Consider the following 16,641-nt stretch of genomic DNA (forward strand, 5'->3'; position numbering starts at 1 on the left):
TACCTAAAATATAAGCTTTCTATACCATTACACTCCTAGCCCAGCTATGTACGAACTCCTATATAGAGAGACCTGCACTAATGGTCTTTAACCATATACAGGGCCATTTTTGAGTAAACGGAAATTTATCTAGATAAGATTGTTAATCTTAAAGATTCACATTTTTTTGTGTAACTTTAAAAAAAGTTGCCGTAGGCTATGCTAAAAATAAAAAAGGAATCGGATACCACATATACCTTTAGTCTGCAGTCGGAAAGTGGACAGACACTTCTGAATAGTATACCCTTCATTAATAGGGAGGAGATTGACAAGACCATTGCCAATCTTAAGGTGCTAATTGGGCAATCTTCGGTTTTTGAACGCAAGACCGACTATAATGGCAAATTTCTTTTTATTCTTAAGAACAGTGAAGGAAAAGTTTTAGGCAACTCCATGCTCTATAACTCCGAAGCCGGAATGGAAAACGGCATAAAGAATCTCAAAACCAGCATTTCCTTATTACCCGATGCCATTGGCCTATAATTTTGGAAGAATCTCCAAAAAAACCTCGTGCATTTCATTGGTATAATCCATATGGGTAACGATGCGCAGTTTATTTTGGCCCATCCCTATGATTTGAATATTCCTTTTGTTCAGTTTAGCCAAAAACTCATCAGGGGACATGTGCTTTTCATCTATTTCAAAAATTACAATATTGGTTTCTGTAGGCTCTACCTTTTTAATGTAGGGCAACCCGTTTAGCAATACACTTATTTCCTTGGCCTTCCTATGGTCTTCCGCCAATCTTTCCCTGTTGTTTTCCAATGCGTAAATTCCCGCTGCCGCAAGGTAGCCTGCCTGCCGCATGCCACCTCCAAGCACCTTCCTCACTCTTAGCGCTTTGTCTATATGCTCTTTGTTACCCAACAAAACGGAACCTATGGGACAGCCCAGCCCTTTGCTTAAACAAACACTTATGGTATGGAACAAAGTTCCGTAATCCAAGGCCGATTCATTTTTGGCAACAAGGGCATTCCAAAGTCGGGCACCATCCAAATGATATTTTAAATGATGCTCGTCACAAACCTTTCTTATTGCCTTCAATTCCTCCAGGTCCCAACAGGCCCCTCCGCCCTTATTGGTAGTATTTTCTATACATACCAGCGAGGTTAACGGGCTATGATAAAAGTCGGGTGGGTTTATTACTTCCTCTACTTGACCTGCAGTCATCATTCCTCTTTGGCCGTCTACCAATCTACAGGAAACACCACTGTTAAAACTCACCCCTCCCCCTTCATAATTATAAACATGGGCATACTTATCACATATTAATTGCTCCCCTGGCTGGGTGTGCAATTTAATAGCCGTCTGATTGGCCATGGTACCACTTGGAAAAAACAAGGCCGCTTCCATCCCGAACAACTTCGCCATCATTTCTTCCAGCTTGTTGACAGTTGGATCATTTTTAAAAACATCATCGCCTACTTCAGCCTGCATCATCGCATTCAACATTGCAGGAGTAGGTTTTGTGACGGTATCGCTGATAAGATTTATCTGCATATGGAATAAGAGTTATATTAAAAAACAGACGGTTTTAATAAACCGAGTAGCCAAATTTATGCAAAACAACAATAACATTCCCAAGAAGGAAAATTTTCACTCAGGATAAATAATTTTCAATAATATTTTCCATTAATTTTTCAACAATAGATAATTCTAGGGGTAAATTATATTTATAATTCCCGAAAGTTCCATAAATGAGTTATCTTGAAAGAAAATAGGCGTATGAACTCGGAAGTAAACAAAACTATATTTTCATCGTACAACAAAAATGCCCAACTTTTTGATGAAGTCTTTGATTCCAATGGAGTTGCCAAAAATGTTTATCAAAAATTATTGGAATTGTACGGGAATCATTCCATACAGGATTATGTGCAGTTGAACAATAAGGCCAAAGCCTCTTTTTTTAACCAAGGGATAACTTTTCAGGTCTATGACAATAAAGTGACCCAAGAAAAGATATTTCCTTTTGATCTTTTTCCCAGAATTATAGATGAAGATGAATGGGAAATCATTGAAAAAGGAGCTATTCAGCGCAGTAAGGCCTTGAACCTGTTTTTATGGGACATTTATCACGATAAAAAAATAATCAAGGATGGGATAGTCCCATTAGACCTTATAACTTCCTCTGCGAACTATTTACATCAAATGATAGGTGTGGATCCACCAGGTGGCATTTACAATCACATATCGGGTACAGATATCATTAAACACTCTGACGGAAACTATTATGTGCTTGAAGACAATATTAGATGTCCCTCCGGTGTGAGCTACGTTATTTGCAATCGCACCGCCTTAAAGAGAGCTCTTTTTGGTGTTTTCAACCACTACAAAACCCATTCGGTAACCAATTACGCGGAAAACCTATTGGAGATTCTGGAAAGTGTAAAACCAAAAGGGGTGGATGTTCCAAATTGTGTAGTACTTACCCCCGGGATGTACAATTCTGCCTTTTATGAACATTCCTATCTAGCTAAGGCTATGGGTGTAGAATTGGTAGAAGGTAGGGATCTGTTCGTTGAGAACGATTTTGTTTACATGAAGACTATTCGAGGCCCTATAAAAGTTGATGTAATTTACCGCCGTGTAGATGACTTATACATGGACCCTTTAGTGTTCAAACCCGAGTCGGCACTTGGAGTACCTGGTCTTTTTGCTGCCTATAGAAAGGGTAACGTTTGCTTGGCCAATGCGCCTGGAACAGGTGTAGCTGATGATAAGGCCATTTACACCTATATGCCCCAGATCATTAAATATTATTTGGACGAGACCCCAATTCTAAATAATGTCCACACCTATCACTGTAGCAGGCCGGACGAGCTGAAATATGTATTGGAACATATACATGAACTAGTTATAAAACCTGTGGACGAAGCAGGTGGTTATGGCATTTCTATTGGTAACCGACTCACTAAGGATGAAATAAAGGTAGTCCAGGATGAGATTAAGGAAAATCCAAGAAAATATATTGCGCAGCCCATAATGTCCTTATCCGTGCATCCTACCTATATAGAGGACACCGAATCCTTTGAACAACGACATGTGGACCTAAGAACCTTTACACTTTTAGGGCATGAAAAGAAATTTGTCCTTAAGGGAGGACTCTCAAGGGTAGCATTAAAAAGAGGTAACCTAATTGTAAATTCCTCACAAGGCGGGGGCTCAAAGGACACCTGGGTATTAAAAAAATAAAACAATCTTATGTTAGCAAGAGTTGCCAATAACCTTTTTTGGATGGGGCGTTATATTGAACGTGCCGAACATGTTGCCAGATACCTGAACGTAAATTATTTTTCGTCTTTGGATGCTCCTAACGAGCTCTCCCAATCCAGACAATTTGTACTGCGTTCCATGATGTTCCTAGTAGGAGAACCTATAGCGGACGATTCCATTATTCTTAAAGAAGAAGACATTCTATACAATATTGGCCTAAACCCGGTTATACCATATTCTGTTATCAACAATGTAAAAAGTGCCAGAGAGAACGCCAACAGTGCCAGGGACCTTATTTCTACGGAATTGTACGAATCCATCAACAAATTCTATCATTTTGTAGTCAATTATTCTGTAGAGGATTTTACAAAAAAGGGGTTATACGATTTTACCGTAAATGTCACTGAAATGACAGCCATTTTAAGAGGCAAAATACGGGGTACCCTTTTGCACGATGAGGTATATGCCATCATCATGCTTGGTATAAATCTAGAAAGGGCCACGCAGGTAATCCGAATCATCAACGCGAAATACAATGATGCCGTAAAGGCCAAGGGCAATTATGGGGACGAAATAGGCCATAGCTTTGAATGGATCACCTTGCTCAAATGTGTGGAATCCTATGATATGATGCGCAGGTATTACAAAAAGACCCCTACGAGTATCTCTACCTTGGAATTTTTGATATTAAATCCCGATTGTCCAAGATCGGTCATCAACAGTATCAACCAGGTCCATAAGCACATCAGAGTATTGGATGAATCCAAGACTCCAAACAAAAATTCCACCGCCTTCTTAATAAGCAAAGTTAAAGGGGAGTATGAATTTAAATATGCCGAGGAAATTGAAGAGGACATTCAAAGCTTCATTGAAAAAATCCTTAATAATCTGGTGCAGATTAGCCTTAAAATGGAAAATGAGTTTTTTAACTATTGATGTTAAACCATTGACCTACATTTGCTTTAAGAACTACTATAAATGTCAATTGAATATTCAATTACCTATAATGCCGAAAATGAGTACGAAAATCCGGTAGACAATGCCTCATGGCAATTTCTAATTGTACCCGAAAATAATGAAACACAGGAATTGATGAGTGTTGATATTAAGAATTCATTGGGTGCCAAAAATGAGTTTTCGGAAAATGGTTATGGTTTTCGGACCATAAGGATAAATACCCAAGAGAAATTCCAAAACTTAAATTTTAGGGCCAATTTTAAACTAAAGAAAATAAGCCTTAATCCTTTTGGACAAGTTCCAATCTTTAATATCGCGAGCAATTATGAGCTTGTTCAAAGTTTGGATTTCAAGGTAGATTTTGAGCCCTTTTTAGGCCAAACCCAATTTACAACTTTGCCAAAAGGTTCAAAAAATCTATTTGTTTTCGACACTGCCCTAAGTATATTTGATAATCTTCAAAAATTAAATAACTGGGTCTATCAGTTTATTAAATTCAACACCGGGGTGACCCATGTAAATACGCTCCTAGAGGAAATACTTGAAAATCCAGAAGGTGTTTGTCAGGATTTTGCACATTTATTCTGTGCCTTGGCCAGGGCCAATAAAATCCCTGCCCGTTATGTATCCGGATATTTGCACCAAGGAAATGGTTATTTTGGAGACTCACAGATGCATGCCTGGGTGGAGGCCTATGTTCCCCAAGTTGGCTGGGTGGGCTTTGACCCTACCAACAATTTATTGGTCGATGACAACCACATTAAAGTAGCCCATGGTAAGGACTTTAATGATTGCTCCCCTCTAAAAGGGGTAGTACACTCCCATGGAGCTAATAAAACCTCCCATTCCGTGGATGTACAGACCCAACAATAAATAACATTTCCCATTTGGTCCATAATCAAAAAAAAGAATCCTATTTTTGGCTGAAAATAATTAGAATATGATAACTACGGACCATTATAATAGTCTCATTGATCGCCTTGGTGCGTTAAGGAGGTATCTTTGACATAGATGCCAAGCTTGTAGAAATAGAAAACGAGGAAGAAAAGACCTTGGCCCCGGATTTTTGGAATCATCCCCAAGAGGCACAGGAGCAGATGAAGTTGATTCAGTCCAAGAAACAATGGGTGGATGATTTTAACAATGCCCAAAGTTTGGTAGCAGATCTTGAAATTTTCTTGGAATTTCAGAAAGAAGGTGAAATGTCCGAGGACGATGTAAAGAGCCATTACGACAAGACCATCGAGGCCTTGGAAAAATTGGAATTCAAGAACATGCTCTCAGCGGAAGGGGATGAACTTACGGCCATACTTCAAATAACCGCAGGTGCCGGAGGTACCGAAAGCTGTGATTGGGCCTCCATGCTCATGAGGATGTACATGATGTGGAGCGAAAAAAATGGCTACAAGGTAAAAGAGCTAAATTATCAGGATGGGGATGTTGCAGGAATAAAAACCGTAACCTTGGAAATAGAGGGCGATTATAGCTTTGGATGGCTTAAGGGCGAGAACGGAGTACATAGGCTGGTACGTATTTCCCCTTTCGACAGCAATGCCAAGCGCCATACTTCCTTTGCTTCAGTGTACGTGTACCCTTTGGTAGACGACAGTATCGAAATTGATATTAATCCGGCCGATGTGGAGATTACTACTGCCCGATCCAGTGGAGCTGGGGGACAGAATGTGAACAAAGTAGAAACCAAGGTACAGCTGACCCACAAACCTTCTGGAATTCAGATTTCATGTTCAGATTCAAGATCACAACACGACAATAGGGCCACTGCCTTAAAAATGCTCAAATCCCAATTGTACGAAATAGAATTGCGAAAAAAAATGGAAGCCAGACAAGAGATTGAGTCTTCCAAAATGAAAATTGAATGGGGCTCACAGATCAGGAATTACGTAATGCACCCATACAAATTGGTAAAAGACGTGCGTAGTGGCGAGGAGACGGGCAATGTGGATGCGGTAATGGACGGGAATATAGATCAATTCTTAAAGGCCTATCTGATGATGATGGGGCAAAAGGAAGAAAGTTGAACCATGACTACCTTATACAAACTTTTAAATTGTTAATGGACAAGGGGGAAAAGTTTCAGGTACCTGATCTTAAGATTTTTATCATGACCAATAGGAGCCCGGAAACTTATGGCCCTAAAACTTAAAACCTAGTAAATATGATCAAAATATATCACAACCCCAGATGCGGAAAGTCCAGGGAAGGATTGGCCATTCTAGAAAATTCGGGAAACGACTTTGAGATTATTAAATATCTTGAAAACGTGCCTACCAAAAAAGAACTTGAAGCCATTTTAAAAGTTTTAGGTATAATACCTATGGAGTTGGTGAGAACCAACGAAGCCATTTGGAAAGAAAAATTCAAGGGAAAATCTATGACGGACGATGAAGTAATTGCGGCCATGATAGCGTTTCCCAAACTCATAGAACGTCCCATCGTCATCAAGGACAACAAAGGGGTGGTCGGACGACCTCCCGAAAAAATAAAGGCGCTTTTAAATTAGTAACCGTGTTAAAATGCTTGGTAAAAGGAGTATTTATTCTTACATTATTTCCTTAGCAGCAGAACAGACTACTAAGCGCCACAGAACGGCATAGTTCTTGAATTATTCATTTTAACAAACATTTAACCCTTAAGGGTTAAACCATCTATTAATTTTGGAATCCCATTAACCACTGACATTATGAAAACTGACAAAAGATTATTTTTTAGTGTTTTATTTATCTTATTATCCTTTCCCTTTTTAAGCGCCCAATATGGATACGGAAATGGTTATGGATATGGATACGGAGGATATGGAGGGTATGGAAGACAGAGAAATAGTATTCCACAAGCACAAGAAACCCCCAAGGAGCCTGAAAAATTAACGGCAGAACAGATTGTGGATCAGGAAATGCCCGGAATTACCGAAAAATTAGGTTTAAATCCGTTCGAGGAGGCTGTTTTGAGTACCACCTTAAAAAAGTATCTCCAAGAAAGAATTGAATTACAAATACTGGATTTACCGCCGGACAAAATGAGGGAAAGTTATGAGAAAATCACCCTAAAGCAGGACGAAGAACTTATGGCAGGACTACCTGCCGATAAATATGAAGCCTTTGTAGAACTGCAGAAAAACGGTTTTAAAAAGGTTAAAGAAAAAAAGAAGAAGAAAAAAAATAAATCCAAAACATAGCACATGAACAAACTACTCCCAGTTGCACTATTTCTAATTTCTTTAGTTGGTTACACCCAAGGAGCCCAAGGCCCGCAAGAACCAATAAAAATAACTGGGACCGTTTTGGACCAAGAAACAGGTCAACCCTTGGAATATGCCACTTTGGTGCTACAAAGTGTTAGAAATCCTGAAAAAGTCACTGGCGGTATTACGGATGCCACCGGGCAATTCGAAGTGGAGACAGCTCCTGGAAACTATAACGTTAGTGTAGAATATATCTCCTACAAATCCTATAAATTGAACAATCAAAATCTAAGATCTTCCACCAACCTTGGTGTAATTAGGCTTTCCTTGGACGTTGCCCAGTTGGCAGAGGTAGAAGTGGTCGGCGAGCGTACCACAGTAGAATTGCGATTGGATAAAAAAGTATATAACGTTGGTTCGGATCTAACCGTCAAAGGTGGTTCGGTAACCGATGTACTGAGCAACGTACCTTCGGTTTCCGTGGATGTAGAAGGTAATATTAGTCTTAGGGGAAACGAAAGTGTTAGAATCCTTATCAACGGCAAACCATCGGCCTTGTCCGGTCTGAGTCCCGAGGCCCTGCAACAGTTACCTTCCGATGCGATAGAAAAGGTGGAGGTAATTACCAACCCTTCCGCAAGATATGATGCAGAAGGTACGGCAGGTATTTTGAATATAATATTAAAGCAGAGCAAGACGGCTGGGATAAATGGATCGGTCAATGTTTATACAGGCCACCCAGAAACTTATGGAGGCTCCTTGAGTCTCAACCTAAGACGCGATAACTTCAATATCTTCACCAATACCACTTACCGCTATCGCAACGGCCCTGGGAATGCGTTATTCGATCAAGAGAACTTTGACAGTAACGGCAATACCTTGAGCTTTCAAAATGAAATAAGGGATTACCAAAGAAAAGATAAAAGCTTTAATACCAATGTTGGCTTTGAACTGTTTTTGGATGAAAGCAGCAGCATTACCAATTCTTTTGTTTTTAGTAAATCCAATGGGGACAACTCGGTTAATGTGGATTTTTCCAATTTTGATGCCAATAGAAACCCAACCATCCAAAGAAACCGATTTACCCTTGAGGACGAGTTTGAGGAGGAGCATCAATACTCTTTAAATTACCAGAAAAAATTTGAAAAAGAAGGACACACCCTTACCTTCGATTATCAATACTCCAAAGGAGTGGATGATGAAAATTCTATAATTGAAGAGGTAATCTTGGGGGATAATATTGCTTTGGATACCGAAAGGACCATAGATAACCAAACACAGATAACGCAATTGGTACAAATGGATTATGTACTTCCCTTTGGAAAGGACAACCAGTCCCAATTTGAACTAGGCTATCGCGGTACCTTCAACAATAACAATACCGATTTTGATTTTGGTATACAGCAACAAGACGGCGGTTTCACAAGTGACCCCAACTTCAGTAATGAATTAAACTATAAGGAATACGTAAATGCGGCCTATACACAATTGGGATCTAAATTTAATAAATTCAGTATTCTAGGTGGATTGAGAGTAGAGGCGTCCGATATTGCCATAGAATTGGTAAACTCCAATGACCTTAACAATAAGGATTACGTCAACTGGTTTCCATCTATATTTTTAGGATATGAATTTTCGGAAAAAGAGCAGCTTACCTTAAGCTATAGCAAAAGACTTAGAAGACCTCGATCTAGATTTATTAACCCATTTCCTTCCAGATCAAGTAACACTAACCTTTTTCAAGGAAACGCCGATTTGGACCCTACTTTTACCGATGCATACGATTTGGGATATTTAAAAAGATGGGATAAGTTTACTTTTACTACTTCCGGATACTTTAACAGATCTACTGGAGTGTTTCAATTTGTTTCCAGGGAGACGGGCGACTTTGTAACCATTGAAAATCCGGACGACCCCCAAAATCCTATTGTAGTTCCCGTACAAGTGCGAAGCCCTATAAATTTAGCCACCGAAGAGCGCTATGGTATGGAATTTACCACTACCTATACCCCTAAAAGAAACTGGAGATTAACCTGGAACCTAAATGCCTTCCAAAGGGATCTACAGGGAGACTACACCTATACCAACAGTCAGAATGTAGAGATTGTTCAAAATTTCGATGCCAATAATTTTTCATGGTTTACACGCTTTAGTGCCAAATTACCTTTACCGGGAAAAATCGATTTTCAGACCAACTTCTTTTATATGGGACCTTCCGAAGATGCGCAAAACCGCAATAAGGGAATGTTGAGCTCCGATCTTGCCCTTAGCAAGGATATTCTAAAGGATAAAGGCTCCCTAACTTTGAACGTAAGCGATATATTTAACACCAGAAAACGTATTAGCGATACCAGAACTGAAAATGTGGCTACATATAGCGAATTTCAATGGAGGCAAAGGCAGATTACCTTATCGTTCCAGTACCGCTTCAATCAACCTCAGAACCAAAGGAATGGCAATAGGGAAGGCAGAAGTGGCGGCGGGGAAGATATGGACTTTGAAGGATAAAAGTTTTAACCCATTAAATATAAAAAGGGAGCCTATGGGCTCCCTTTTTATTTATACTATATAATCGTCGTATCCTATTGGTTACGTTTTGCTTTTTTAGCGTCGCGCTTTTCTTTCAATATTTCCAAGATAGCACCTCCTATCCAGTAGGGAATAACAAAAGTCAACAAAAAAATCATCAACCAAAACCCAATGGTCAAGATGGTCAAAAATGCTAAAAACCCTAAATATTGGTCAAAATCGAACATGATTGCTATGTTTTTTTAATGGTGGTACAAAGATATCAAAATCTAAGTTATTATTCCAAGGGGTATTTAAAATAATTTAACTTTAATTTAAAAACTTCTTGGACCAGTCTACCTACATACTACCGCAGGCCTACATATACTAAACCAAAGGAAATACAACTTCCCTATCACTATTTCAAATTGTCCAATATAAAATCCAAAGTGCTGTTCTTATTGCAATTCTGTTCAAAGGCCACATTGGTATGTGTTAAATCATTTGCCAAGCCCAAGTCCTTAAATCGGTTTATAGTGGCCTCAGATTCCATAGTAACCTTACCTGTTAATAAAGTATCCATGGACAAGCCATTTTTATGCCTTTTATAAATCTTCTTCAATCCGCTTAGATACAAGCGGTCCTTGGTAAATCCGCCTCCCCTGTGGACCCGCATGGTTATGGTAAAGGCTTTGTTCCGATCCAGTTTGTACTGTCCGTGCAGCATGTCGAAGGTGTCCGAGAAGCTATATCCTTTTATCAGACTGTCGGAAGCCAAGACCCTATAGGCCAACTCCTTTAATCTTTTCAAGCTTAGGGCCCCGCTCATATATTCACTAAATACCGCCAAGCCCTCCTGGGTTTCCACGTTTTTTGGAAAACCATTGGAAAATACTTTTAAAGGTTGCAACATGCCATTATAGGTAGTTACCAAATGAACTCCAATCTCATGATTGGCCAAGGTAAGCAGTTGGTTTCTGCTAAAAGTGGTATTTTTCTTAATTAAGAGAGATTGGGTATTATTGCTCACCATGGCATCAGCGGCAATACTATTGGAAAAGGAAATGTTTAGAGGGAAATTATATTGCTGTACAAACTCTTCAAAATACACCTTGGCGTCTTCTGGGGTATATATTTTTTCCATGTCCTCGGTATCCGGCTCATCAGCGAAATGCAGAATAAACCTGGCATTTTGAACATCTTTCTCCGTGGGAGTGCCGTAAACCCTAAGGGAATTATAATAGAACTTTTTGTTCTGGCCAATAGTCTCGATACACTGTATCATATTGGCATAGTAATACACCACTTCTTGATAAAATTTCCTTATCTGTTCATCCTTTATGCGCTCCAAGCGCTGGGAGAAGAACAAACGGTTTAGCTTATATGGGTCGAATTGTAGTTTTTTATACTTAAATATGGGTTCATCTACGAACTTGGATGAAAAAAAACGATGCTTTTCTTTTTCAATATTTAAAGGATTTAAATAGGTAAGTAATTCAATTTTTTTTACCAACCTGTCCAAGTTGGCATCTATTGCAAATACATTGGGAAACTGATTAATAATTTCCCGGCTCATTTCTTGCTTTAACATTACTACTATTATTTATTGCACCTCGTTGAGGCTCTCATTATTTAGGGATATCATTCAATTTCCCTACCGATTTTGCAACAACCACGGACACCATGGCGTCGCCCGTTACGTTTATTACTGTTCTGGCCATATCCAAAGGTCTATCTACCGCAAAGATCAATGCTAAGCCTACCGCCAACTTATCACTGGGAAATCCTATGGACTCCAAAACAATTACCAACATTACCATTCCAGCTCCCGGTACTGCAGCAGAACCTATAGAGGCCAAAAGCGCGGTCAATATTATCATTAATTGGTCCGAAATCTCCAAATGATGCCCCAATGCCTGAGAAATAAAAACTGCTGCCACACCTTGATAAAGACTGGTTCCGTCCATATTTATGGTAGCCCCAACAGGAAGCACAAAACTGGCAACCTCCTTGTCCACTCCCAACTGATTCTCTACCCTCTCCATGGTTACGGGAAGGGTTGCCGCGCTTGAACTGGTAGAAAATGCCAAAAGTTGTGCAGGACTGATGGCCTTTAAAAACCAAATGGGGTTTTTTCCGGTTACAAACATCAATACGGTAGAGTAAAAAACAATCATCAGAAAAAGCCCTAAAATAACAACACCAGCATATTTAACCAATGCCAATAATAAATCCGGATCTCCTGAGCTGGCCACTACATTGGCCAAAAGGGCAAACACGGCAAAGGGAGCCGTTACCATAATTATATCGACCATTTTTAATACCGCATCGTTAAGGGAATCAAAAAGGGTCTTTAAAGGTTTTGCCTTGGCTTCCCCAATTAGCAACATGGACACCCCTAGAAACACAGAAAAAAATATTACCTGGAGCATTAGTTTATTGTCGCTCATTGCACTAAAAACATTCTCCGGTACCATATCCAACAAAAACTGCAAAGGCGCGGATTCCTTTTGCACAAAAGCTTCTGCAAGTTTGGACTGCACACCTTGCCGACCAGCATATTCATTGGTAATCCTTGCAACGGTTTCCTCAGAGATTCCTTTTCCAGGGGAAAAAATATTTACCAGCACCAAGCCTATAATAATTGCCACTATGGTGGTGGTGATAAATAAGGTAACGGAACGGACACCTATTGTTTTAAACTGGGCAATATCCTTTAAATCTGAAATCCCCTTTATTATCGAAGCCAAAATTAAGGGAATGGCGATAAGCTTCAATAGGTTGATAAAGATAATGCCAAATGGATTGATCCAATTTTGAATAAATAGCTTACCTCCTGATATATATAACATTAACACCCCAAAAAGCAATCCCAAAAGCATACCTATTAGGATTCGCCAGTGCAAGGCAAGTTTTTTCATACTTTCAATTAAGATTGTGCTAAATTATGGGAACAATCAATTGAATTCACAAAACGACAAAAATAATTTTTGTAGTATTAATAGGCGCTGAATTCAGCAATAATGAAGCTGTTTGTTATTTTGATGGCTTATAATGATCACTCCATTCCTTTACTTTGGGTTCCCCTAATTTATCTACAGACTTTGCCACCATCATGGATACTGCGGCATCCCCTGTAACATTGACTACCGTTCTACACATATCCAAAGGCCTATCTACAGCAAAGATCAATGCCAGTCCGGCTTCTGGAATGCCAGCCTGTGCCAAAACAATGACAAGCATCACCATCCCTGCTCCCGGTACAGCGGCACTACCTATAGAAGCCAAGGTGGCCGTTACAATGATTCCCAATTGGGCTCCAAAACTAAGATCCATTCCAAAAGCCTGTGCAATGAATACCGCTGCAACAGCTTGATAAAGACTGGTACCATCCATATTTATAGTGGCCCCAATTGGCAATACAAAACTGGCAACCTCTTCCTCTACCCCTAAATGCTCCTCTACCCTTTCCATGGTCACAGGTAGTGTTGCAGCACTGGAACTGGTAGAAAAAGCCAGTAATTGTGCAGGGGAAATTCCATTTATAAAAAATGATGGTTTGCGTTTGGTAAATATCCATACCAGTGAAATGTATACGCCTATCATCAGGATCAAACCTAATAGTACACTTACCGAATACCATCCCAAGGCCTTGAATAGATCCAAACTGGGAGATTCCACTACCAAAGCGGCCAATAAGGCAAAAACACCATAAGGAGCGGCCAACATAATCAAATCTATCAACTTAAGAATTACCTCATTGAAGCCATCAAAAAACTTCTTTACCGGATCGGCCTGCTCTGCCGGTATCAAAATAAGTCCCACGCCAAAGAAAATAGCAAAAAAGATGACCTGCAACATGTTGCCATTGTCACCGGCTGCCGCAAAAATATTGCTTGGCACCAAATCTTCCAAGGCTTGGAGAGGCCCGGATTCTTTTTGTTTATTGGCCTTGGCTATCTGAGAATCGGCATCACCTTGGTAATTTTCCACCAATTCGTTCCTCGTCTCTTCTGAAATGGAGGATCCGGGTTTTATAATATTCACTATGGTGAGTCCTATGGAAACGGCAATAACAGTAGTTATAATGTAAATTCCAATGGTCCTCCCCCCCATTTTTGAAAGCTTGGAAATATCCTTTAAATCTGAAACCCCCTTGATCAGGGAAGCCAATATCAATGGAACCGCAATGAGCTTTAGAGAATTAATAAAAATATTCCCAAAGGGTTTAATCCAATCGGAGACAATTTTGGGGCCCCAATCAAACTGAACCATGGCCAGAGCGAAAAGAACTCCGCCCACCATTCCTAAAATAATTTGCCAGTGCAATTCCAACTTCCTCATAAAAACAATGATTTAGATTGGAAAGATAGTATTTTGTGGTGCAAAGCACCAAAAAATATAAGGCTATAATTTAATAGTCCTGTTCAGCAAAGTATAATCTGCCATAACCAAGGCCGCCATTGCTTCCACAATGGGCACCGCCCTGGGCACCACACATGGGTCGTGCCTACCCTTGCCTTGGGTGCTTACTTTATTCCCTTCCCTATCTATGGTATCATAGGCCTGGATAACAGTAGCAACCGGCTTAAATGCGATATTGAAGTAAATATCCATTCCGTTGCTTATACCGCCCTGAATACCTCCACTATGATTGGTCTTGGTGGTACCATCTGTATTGAACTGATCGTTATGTGCACTCCCCTTCATCTTTACCCCTTCAAATCCGCTACCATACTCAAAACCTTTAACGGCGTTAATGGACAGCATGGCCTTCCCCAGTTCTGCATGTAGTTTATCAAAAACCGGTTCTCCCAAGCCTACAGGAATATTTTGGATAACACAGGTAATTACCCCTCCAACGGTATCGCCTTCCTTTTTTATTTTTTTAATATATTCTTCCATTTTAGCCGCAGTAGCGGTATCCGGACATCGTACAGGATTGGATTCTATAAGTGAGAAATCCAGTTCCTGGTAACTTTTGTTTAAGGAAAGTTCGCCCACTTGCGAAACGTAGGCATTTATTTTCATATCGCCCAAAAATTGTTTGGCTATAGCTCCTGCAACTACCCTACTGGCGGTTTCCCTGGCCGAACTTCTTCCTCCTCCGCGATAATCCCTGAAACCATATTTTTGGTCGTACACATAATCGGCATGCGAAGGTCTATAAGAGTCCTTTATATGTGAATAATCATGTGATTTTTGATTCGTATTGTGTATGGCAAACCCTATAGGTGTCCCTGTGGTCTTCCCTTCAAAAATTCCGGAGTAAAACTCCACGGTATCAGGCTCCTTACGTTGGGTCACGATGGCCGACTGACCAGGTTTACGCCTGTCCAGATCTTCCTGAATGGCCTCCAGATTTAATTCAATTCCTGCCGGGCAGCCATCCAGTACGCCGCCGATGGCCACACCGTGAGATTCTCCAAACGTAGATAGTTTAAATAGGGTTCCAAAAGTATTTCCTGCCATGTTTGTAGTTAAAATTTGTGGTTATGAAATGGTTTAAAAGGTCATTTCAACTCAAAGATTACAAAGGTAAATCTTAAAACAGAGATACGAAAATAGAAACCTTGGTTATTGCAAATTAAAACAGAATTAGACCAACTTAATGTAAACTTAACTATTTCCTTATTCTAATTTGATTTTACCTTCACCTTAAATTTAAATCCAAAGCTTTAATTTGAGAAAATTCCACCTCCGTGAAAAAGCGACAAATAGAATTGGTAGTTATTTCCGATGTACATTTAGGGACAATCGGATGTCATGCGGATGAACTACTGGCCTATTTGAACAGTATAAACCCTAAAACACTCATTTTAAACGGTGATATAGTTGATATCTGGCAATTCAGCAAAAAATATTTCCCTGCTACACACCTAAAAGTGCTGAGAAAAATTATGGGAATGGCAACTAATGGTACCGACGTGTATTACATTGTAGGGAACCACGACGAAAGGCTTCGAAGGTTCTGCGATACTTCTTTGGGAAATATCCATTTTGTAGATCAATTGACCCTAGAATTAAATGGTAAAAGGGCCTGGTTCTTTCACGGTGATGTTTTTGATATATCCATTCAGAATGCAAAATGGGTGGCCAAACTGGGCAGGCATGGTTACAGTCTATTAATTCTCATTAACAGAACCATTAATTGGACCTTGGGCAAACTGGGGCGCGAAAAATATTCCTTGTCAAAAAGAATTAAGAACAGCGTAAAAGGTGCCGTTAGATTTATTCAAAATTTTGAACATACGGCAAAGGAATTGGCCATTGACGAGAACTATGATTATGTTATCTGCGGCCATATCCATCAGCCCAAAAAAGAGATTTATGAAAGTGAACGAGGTAAATGCACCTATTTAAATTCCGGAGATTGGGTAGAAAATCTCACTGCTCTTGAATATGCCTTTAAACGCTGGAAGATATATAGATACAGCGCGGATAAACTCTCCCCTTTCTTCGCGGATGAAGAACTTAAGGGCATGGACATTCATGAATTACTGGCTGCAACAAACATCGTAGAAGAGCCTCTGAAAAAATTATCAAAAAAAGCAAAGATCTAATGTTATCCCCTGATTTGGCCTAGATCATAAAAACCGATTACCGCTGTTTGCAAAACAATTGAAAAAAAACCCTGGCCAACAACTACTACAAGTATTGAACAGGGCTAAAATTCTTTATTTTTTTATTGATAAGTCTATGTTTTCCGCCATCCTAATAGAATC

At 39.7% G+C, this 16,641-nt stretch carries 15 protein-coding genes; 9 read left to right on the forward strand and 6 right to left on the reverse strand.

Annotation, left to right across the window (positions count from 1 at the left end):
- Positions 1 to 198: 198 nt before the first annotated feature.
- Positions 199 to 522, forward strand: a complete 324-nt coding sequence (locus LV92_RS19640; RefSeq protein ID WP_111625310.1) for a YegP family protein — start codon at positions 199 to 201, stop codon at positions 520 to 522.
- Here the strand turns inward: LV92_RS19640 and LV92_RS19645 are convergent.
- Positions 517 to 1,539, reverse strand: a complete 1,023-nt coding sequence (locus LV92_RS19645) for a threonine aldolase family protein (protein WP_111625311.1) — start codon at positions 1,537 to 1,539, stop codon at positions 517 to 519. The genes LV92_RS19640 and LV92_RS19645 overlap by 6 nt on opposite strands.
- 225 nt (positions 1,540 to 1,764) lie before the next feature.
- Here LV92_RS19645 and LV92_RS19650 point away from each other — a divergent pair, with 225 nt between their 5' ends.
- The 7 genes from LV92_RS19650 to LV92_RS19680 all read left to right on the forward strand — a co-directional run bounded on the left by LV92_RS19650 (position 1,765) and on the right by LV92_RS19680 (position 9,916).
- Entirely contained in the window at positions 1,765 to 3,231 is a 1,467-nt protein-coding gene (locus tag LV92_RS19650) for a circularly permuted type 2 ATP-grasp protein (RefSeq protein ID WP_111625312.1), read from the forward strand.
- A gap of 9 nt (positions 3,232 to 3,240) precedes the next feature.
- A complete protein-coding gene (locus LV92_RS19655) occupies positions 3,241 to 4,188 on the forward strand; it encodes an alpha-E domain-containing protein (protein ID WP_111625313.1) in 948 nt (315 codons plus the stop codon).
- A gap of 42 nt (positions 4,189 to 4,230) precedes the next feature.
- Complete coding sequence (locus LV92_RS19660; protein WP_111625314.1) at positions 4,231 to 5,082, forward strand: transglutaminase-like domain-containing protein; 852 nt, start codon at positions 4,231 to 4,233, stop codon at positions 5,080 to 5,082.
- 67 nt (positions 5,083 to 5,149) lie between these two features.
- Positions 5,150 to 6,248 (forward strand): peptide chain release factor 2 gene (gene prfB, locus LV92_RS19665; protein WP_111625315.1). Its coding sequence is split into 2 segments (ribosomal slippage): positions 5,150 to 5,212 and positions 5,214 to 6,248, totalling 1,098 coding nucleotides; the frame shifts between segments, so codons are not numbered across the junction.
- Between the two features lie 137 nt (positions 6,249 to 6,385).
- On the forward strand, positions 6,386 to 6,730 hold the full coding sequence (arsC, locus tag LV92_RS19670; RefSeq protein WP_111625316.1) for an arsenate reductase (glutaredoxin): 345 nt from the start codon (positions 6,386 to 6,388) through the stop codon (positions 6,728 to 6,730).
- A 180-nt stretch (positions 6,731 to 6,910) separates the two neighbouring features.
- Positions 6,911 to 7,402: a hypothetical protein gene (locus LV92_RS19675; RefSeq protein ID WP_111625317.1), complete on the forward strand. Its 492-nt coding sequence runs from the start codon at positions 6,911 to 6,913 to the stop codon at positions 7,400 to 7,402.
- A gap of 3 nt (positions 7,403 to 7,405) precedes the next feature.
- Positions 7,406 to 9,916, forward strand: a complete 2,511-nt coding sequence (locus LV92_RS19680; protein ID WP_111625318.1) for a TonB-dependent receptor domain-containing protein — start codon at positions 7,406 to 7,408, stop codon at positions 9,914 to 9,916.
- Positions 9,917 to 9,990: 74 nt separating this feature from the next.
- On the opposite strand, the gene LV92_RS21840 is transcribed toward LV92_RS19680, so the two are convergent.
- The 5 genes from LV92_RS21840 to aroC form a co-directional block, all read right to left on the reverse strand.
- Positions 9,991 to 10,164, reverse strand: a complete 174-nt coding sequence (locus tag LV92_RS21840) for a hypothetical protein (protein WP_170126363.1) — start codon at positions 10,162 to 10,164, stop codon at positions 9,991 to 9,993.
- 170 nt (positions 10,165 to 10,334) lie between these two features.
- A complete protein-coding gene (locus LV92_RS19685; RefSeq protein ID WP_111625319.1) occupies positions 10,335 to 11,507 on the reverse strand; it encodes a flavohemoglobin expression-modulating QEGLA motif protein in 1,173 nt (390 codons plus the stop codon).
- A gap of 37 nt (positions 11,508 to 11,544) precedes the next feature.
- Positions 11,545 to 12,837 carry a dicarboxylate/amino acid:cation symporter gene (locus tag LV92_RS19690; protein WP_111625320.1) on the reverse strand — a complete coding sequence of 431 codons (1,293 nt, stop codon included), beginning with the start codon at positions 12,835 to 12,837 and terminating at the stop codon, positions 11,545 to 11,547.
- A 115-nt stretch (positions 12,838 to 12,952) separates the two neighbouring features.
- Positions 12,953 to 14,260, reverse strand: coding sequence for a dicarboxylate/amino acid:cation symporter (locus LV92_RS19695; RefSeq protein ID WP_111625321.1), 1,308 nt, complete (start codon positions 14,258 to 14,260; stop codon positions 12,953 to 12,955).
- 63 nt (positions 14,261 to 14,323) lie between these two features.
- A complete protein-coding gene (aroC, locus tag LV92_RS19700) occupies positions 14,324 to 15,388 on the reverse strand; it encodes a chorismate synthase (protein WP_111625322.1) in 1,065 nt (354 codons plus the stop codon).
- 230 nt (positions 15,389 to 15,618) lie between these two features.
- On the opposite strand from aroC, the gene LV92_RS19705 reads away from it, so the two are divergent.
- Positions 15,619 to 16,479 (forward strand): UDP-2,3-diacylglucosamine diphosphatase, encoded by an 861-nt coding sequence (locus tag LV92_RS19705; RefSeq protein WP_111625323.1) that lies wholly within the window; start codon positions 15,619 to 15,621, stop codon positions 16,477 to 16,479.
- The last annotated feature ends 162 nt before the right edge of the window (positions 16,480 to 16,641 follow it).

The organism is Arenibacter echinorum (assembly GCF_003259375.1).
GTDB classification, from domain to species: Bacteria; Bacteroidota; Bacteroidia; order Flavobacteriales; family Flavobacteriaceae; genus Arenibacter; species Arenibacter echinorum.

Coding starts and splice junctions, on each gene's coding strand:
- LV92_RS21840 (WP_170126363.1), bottom strand. CDS start 10,164: ATGTTCGATTTTGACCAATATTTAGGGTTTTTAGCATTTTTGACCATC.
- LV92_RS19655 (WP_111625313.1), top strand. CDS start 3,241: ATGTTAGCAAGAGTTGCCAATAACCTTTTTTGGATGGGGCGTTATATT.
- arsC (WP_111625316.1), top strand. CDS start 6,386: ATGATCAAAATATATCACAACCCCAGATGCGGAAAGTCCAGGGAAGGA.
- LV92_RS19690 (WP_111625320.1), bottom strand. CDS start 12,837: ATGAAAAAACTTGCCTTGCACTGGCGAATCCTAATAGGTATGCTTTTG.
- LV92_RS19675 (WP_111625317.1), top strand. CDS start 6,911: ATGAAAACTGACAAAAGATTATTTTTTAGTGTTTTATTTATCTTATTA.
- LV92_RS19695 (WP_111625321.1), bottom strand. CDS start 14,260: ATGAGGAAGTTGGAATTGCACTGGCAAATTATTTTAGGAATGGTGGGC.
- LV92_RS19660 (WP_111625314.1), top strand. CDS start 4,231: ATGTCAATTGAATATTCAATTACCTATAATGCCGAAAATGAGTACGAA.
- aroC (WP_111625322.1), bottom strand. CDS start 15,388: ATGGCAGGAAATACTTTTGGAACCCTATTTAAACTATCTACGTTTGGA.
- LV92_RS19685 (WP_111625319.1), bottom strand. CDS start 11,507: ATGTTAAAGCAAGAAATGAGCCGGGAAATTATTAATCAGTTTCCCAAT.
- LV92_RS19645 (WP_111625311.1), bottom strand. CDS start 1,539: ATGCAGATAAATCTTATCAGCGATACCGTCACAAAACCTACTCCTGCA.
- LV92_RS19640 (WP_111625310.1), top strand. CDS start 199: ATGCTAAAAATAAAAAAGGAATCGGATACCACATATACCTTTAGTCTG.
- LV92_RS19680 (WP_111625318.1), top strand. CDS start 7,406: ATGAACAAACTACTCCCAGTTGCACTATTTCTAATTTCTTTAGTTGGT.
- LV92_RS19650 (WP_111625312.1), top strand. CDS start 1,765: ATGAACTCGGAAGTAAACAAAACTATATTTTCATCGTACAACAAAAAT.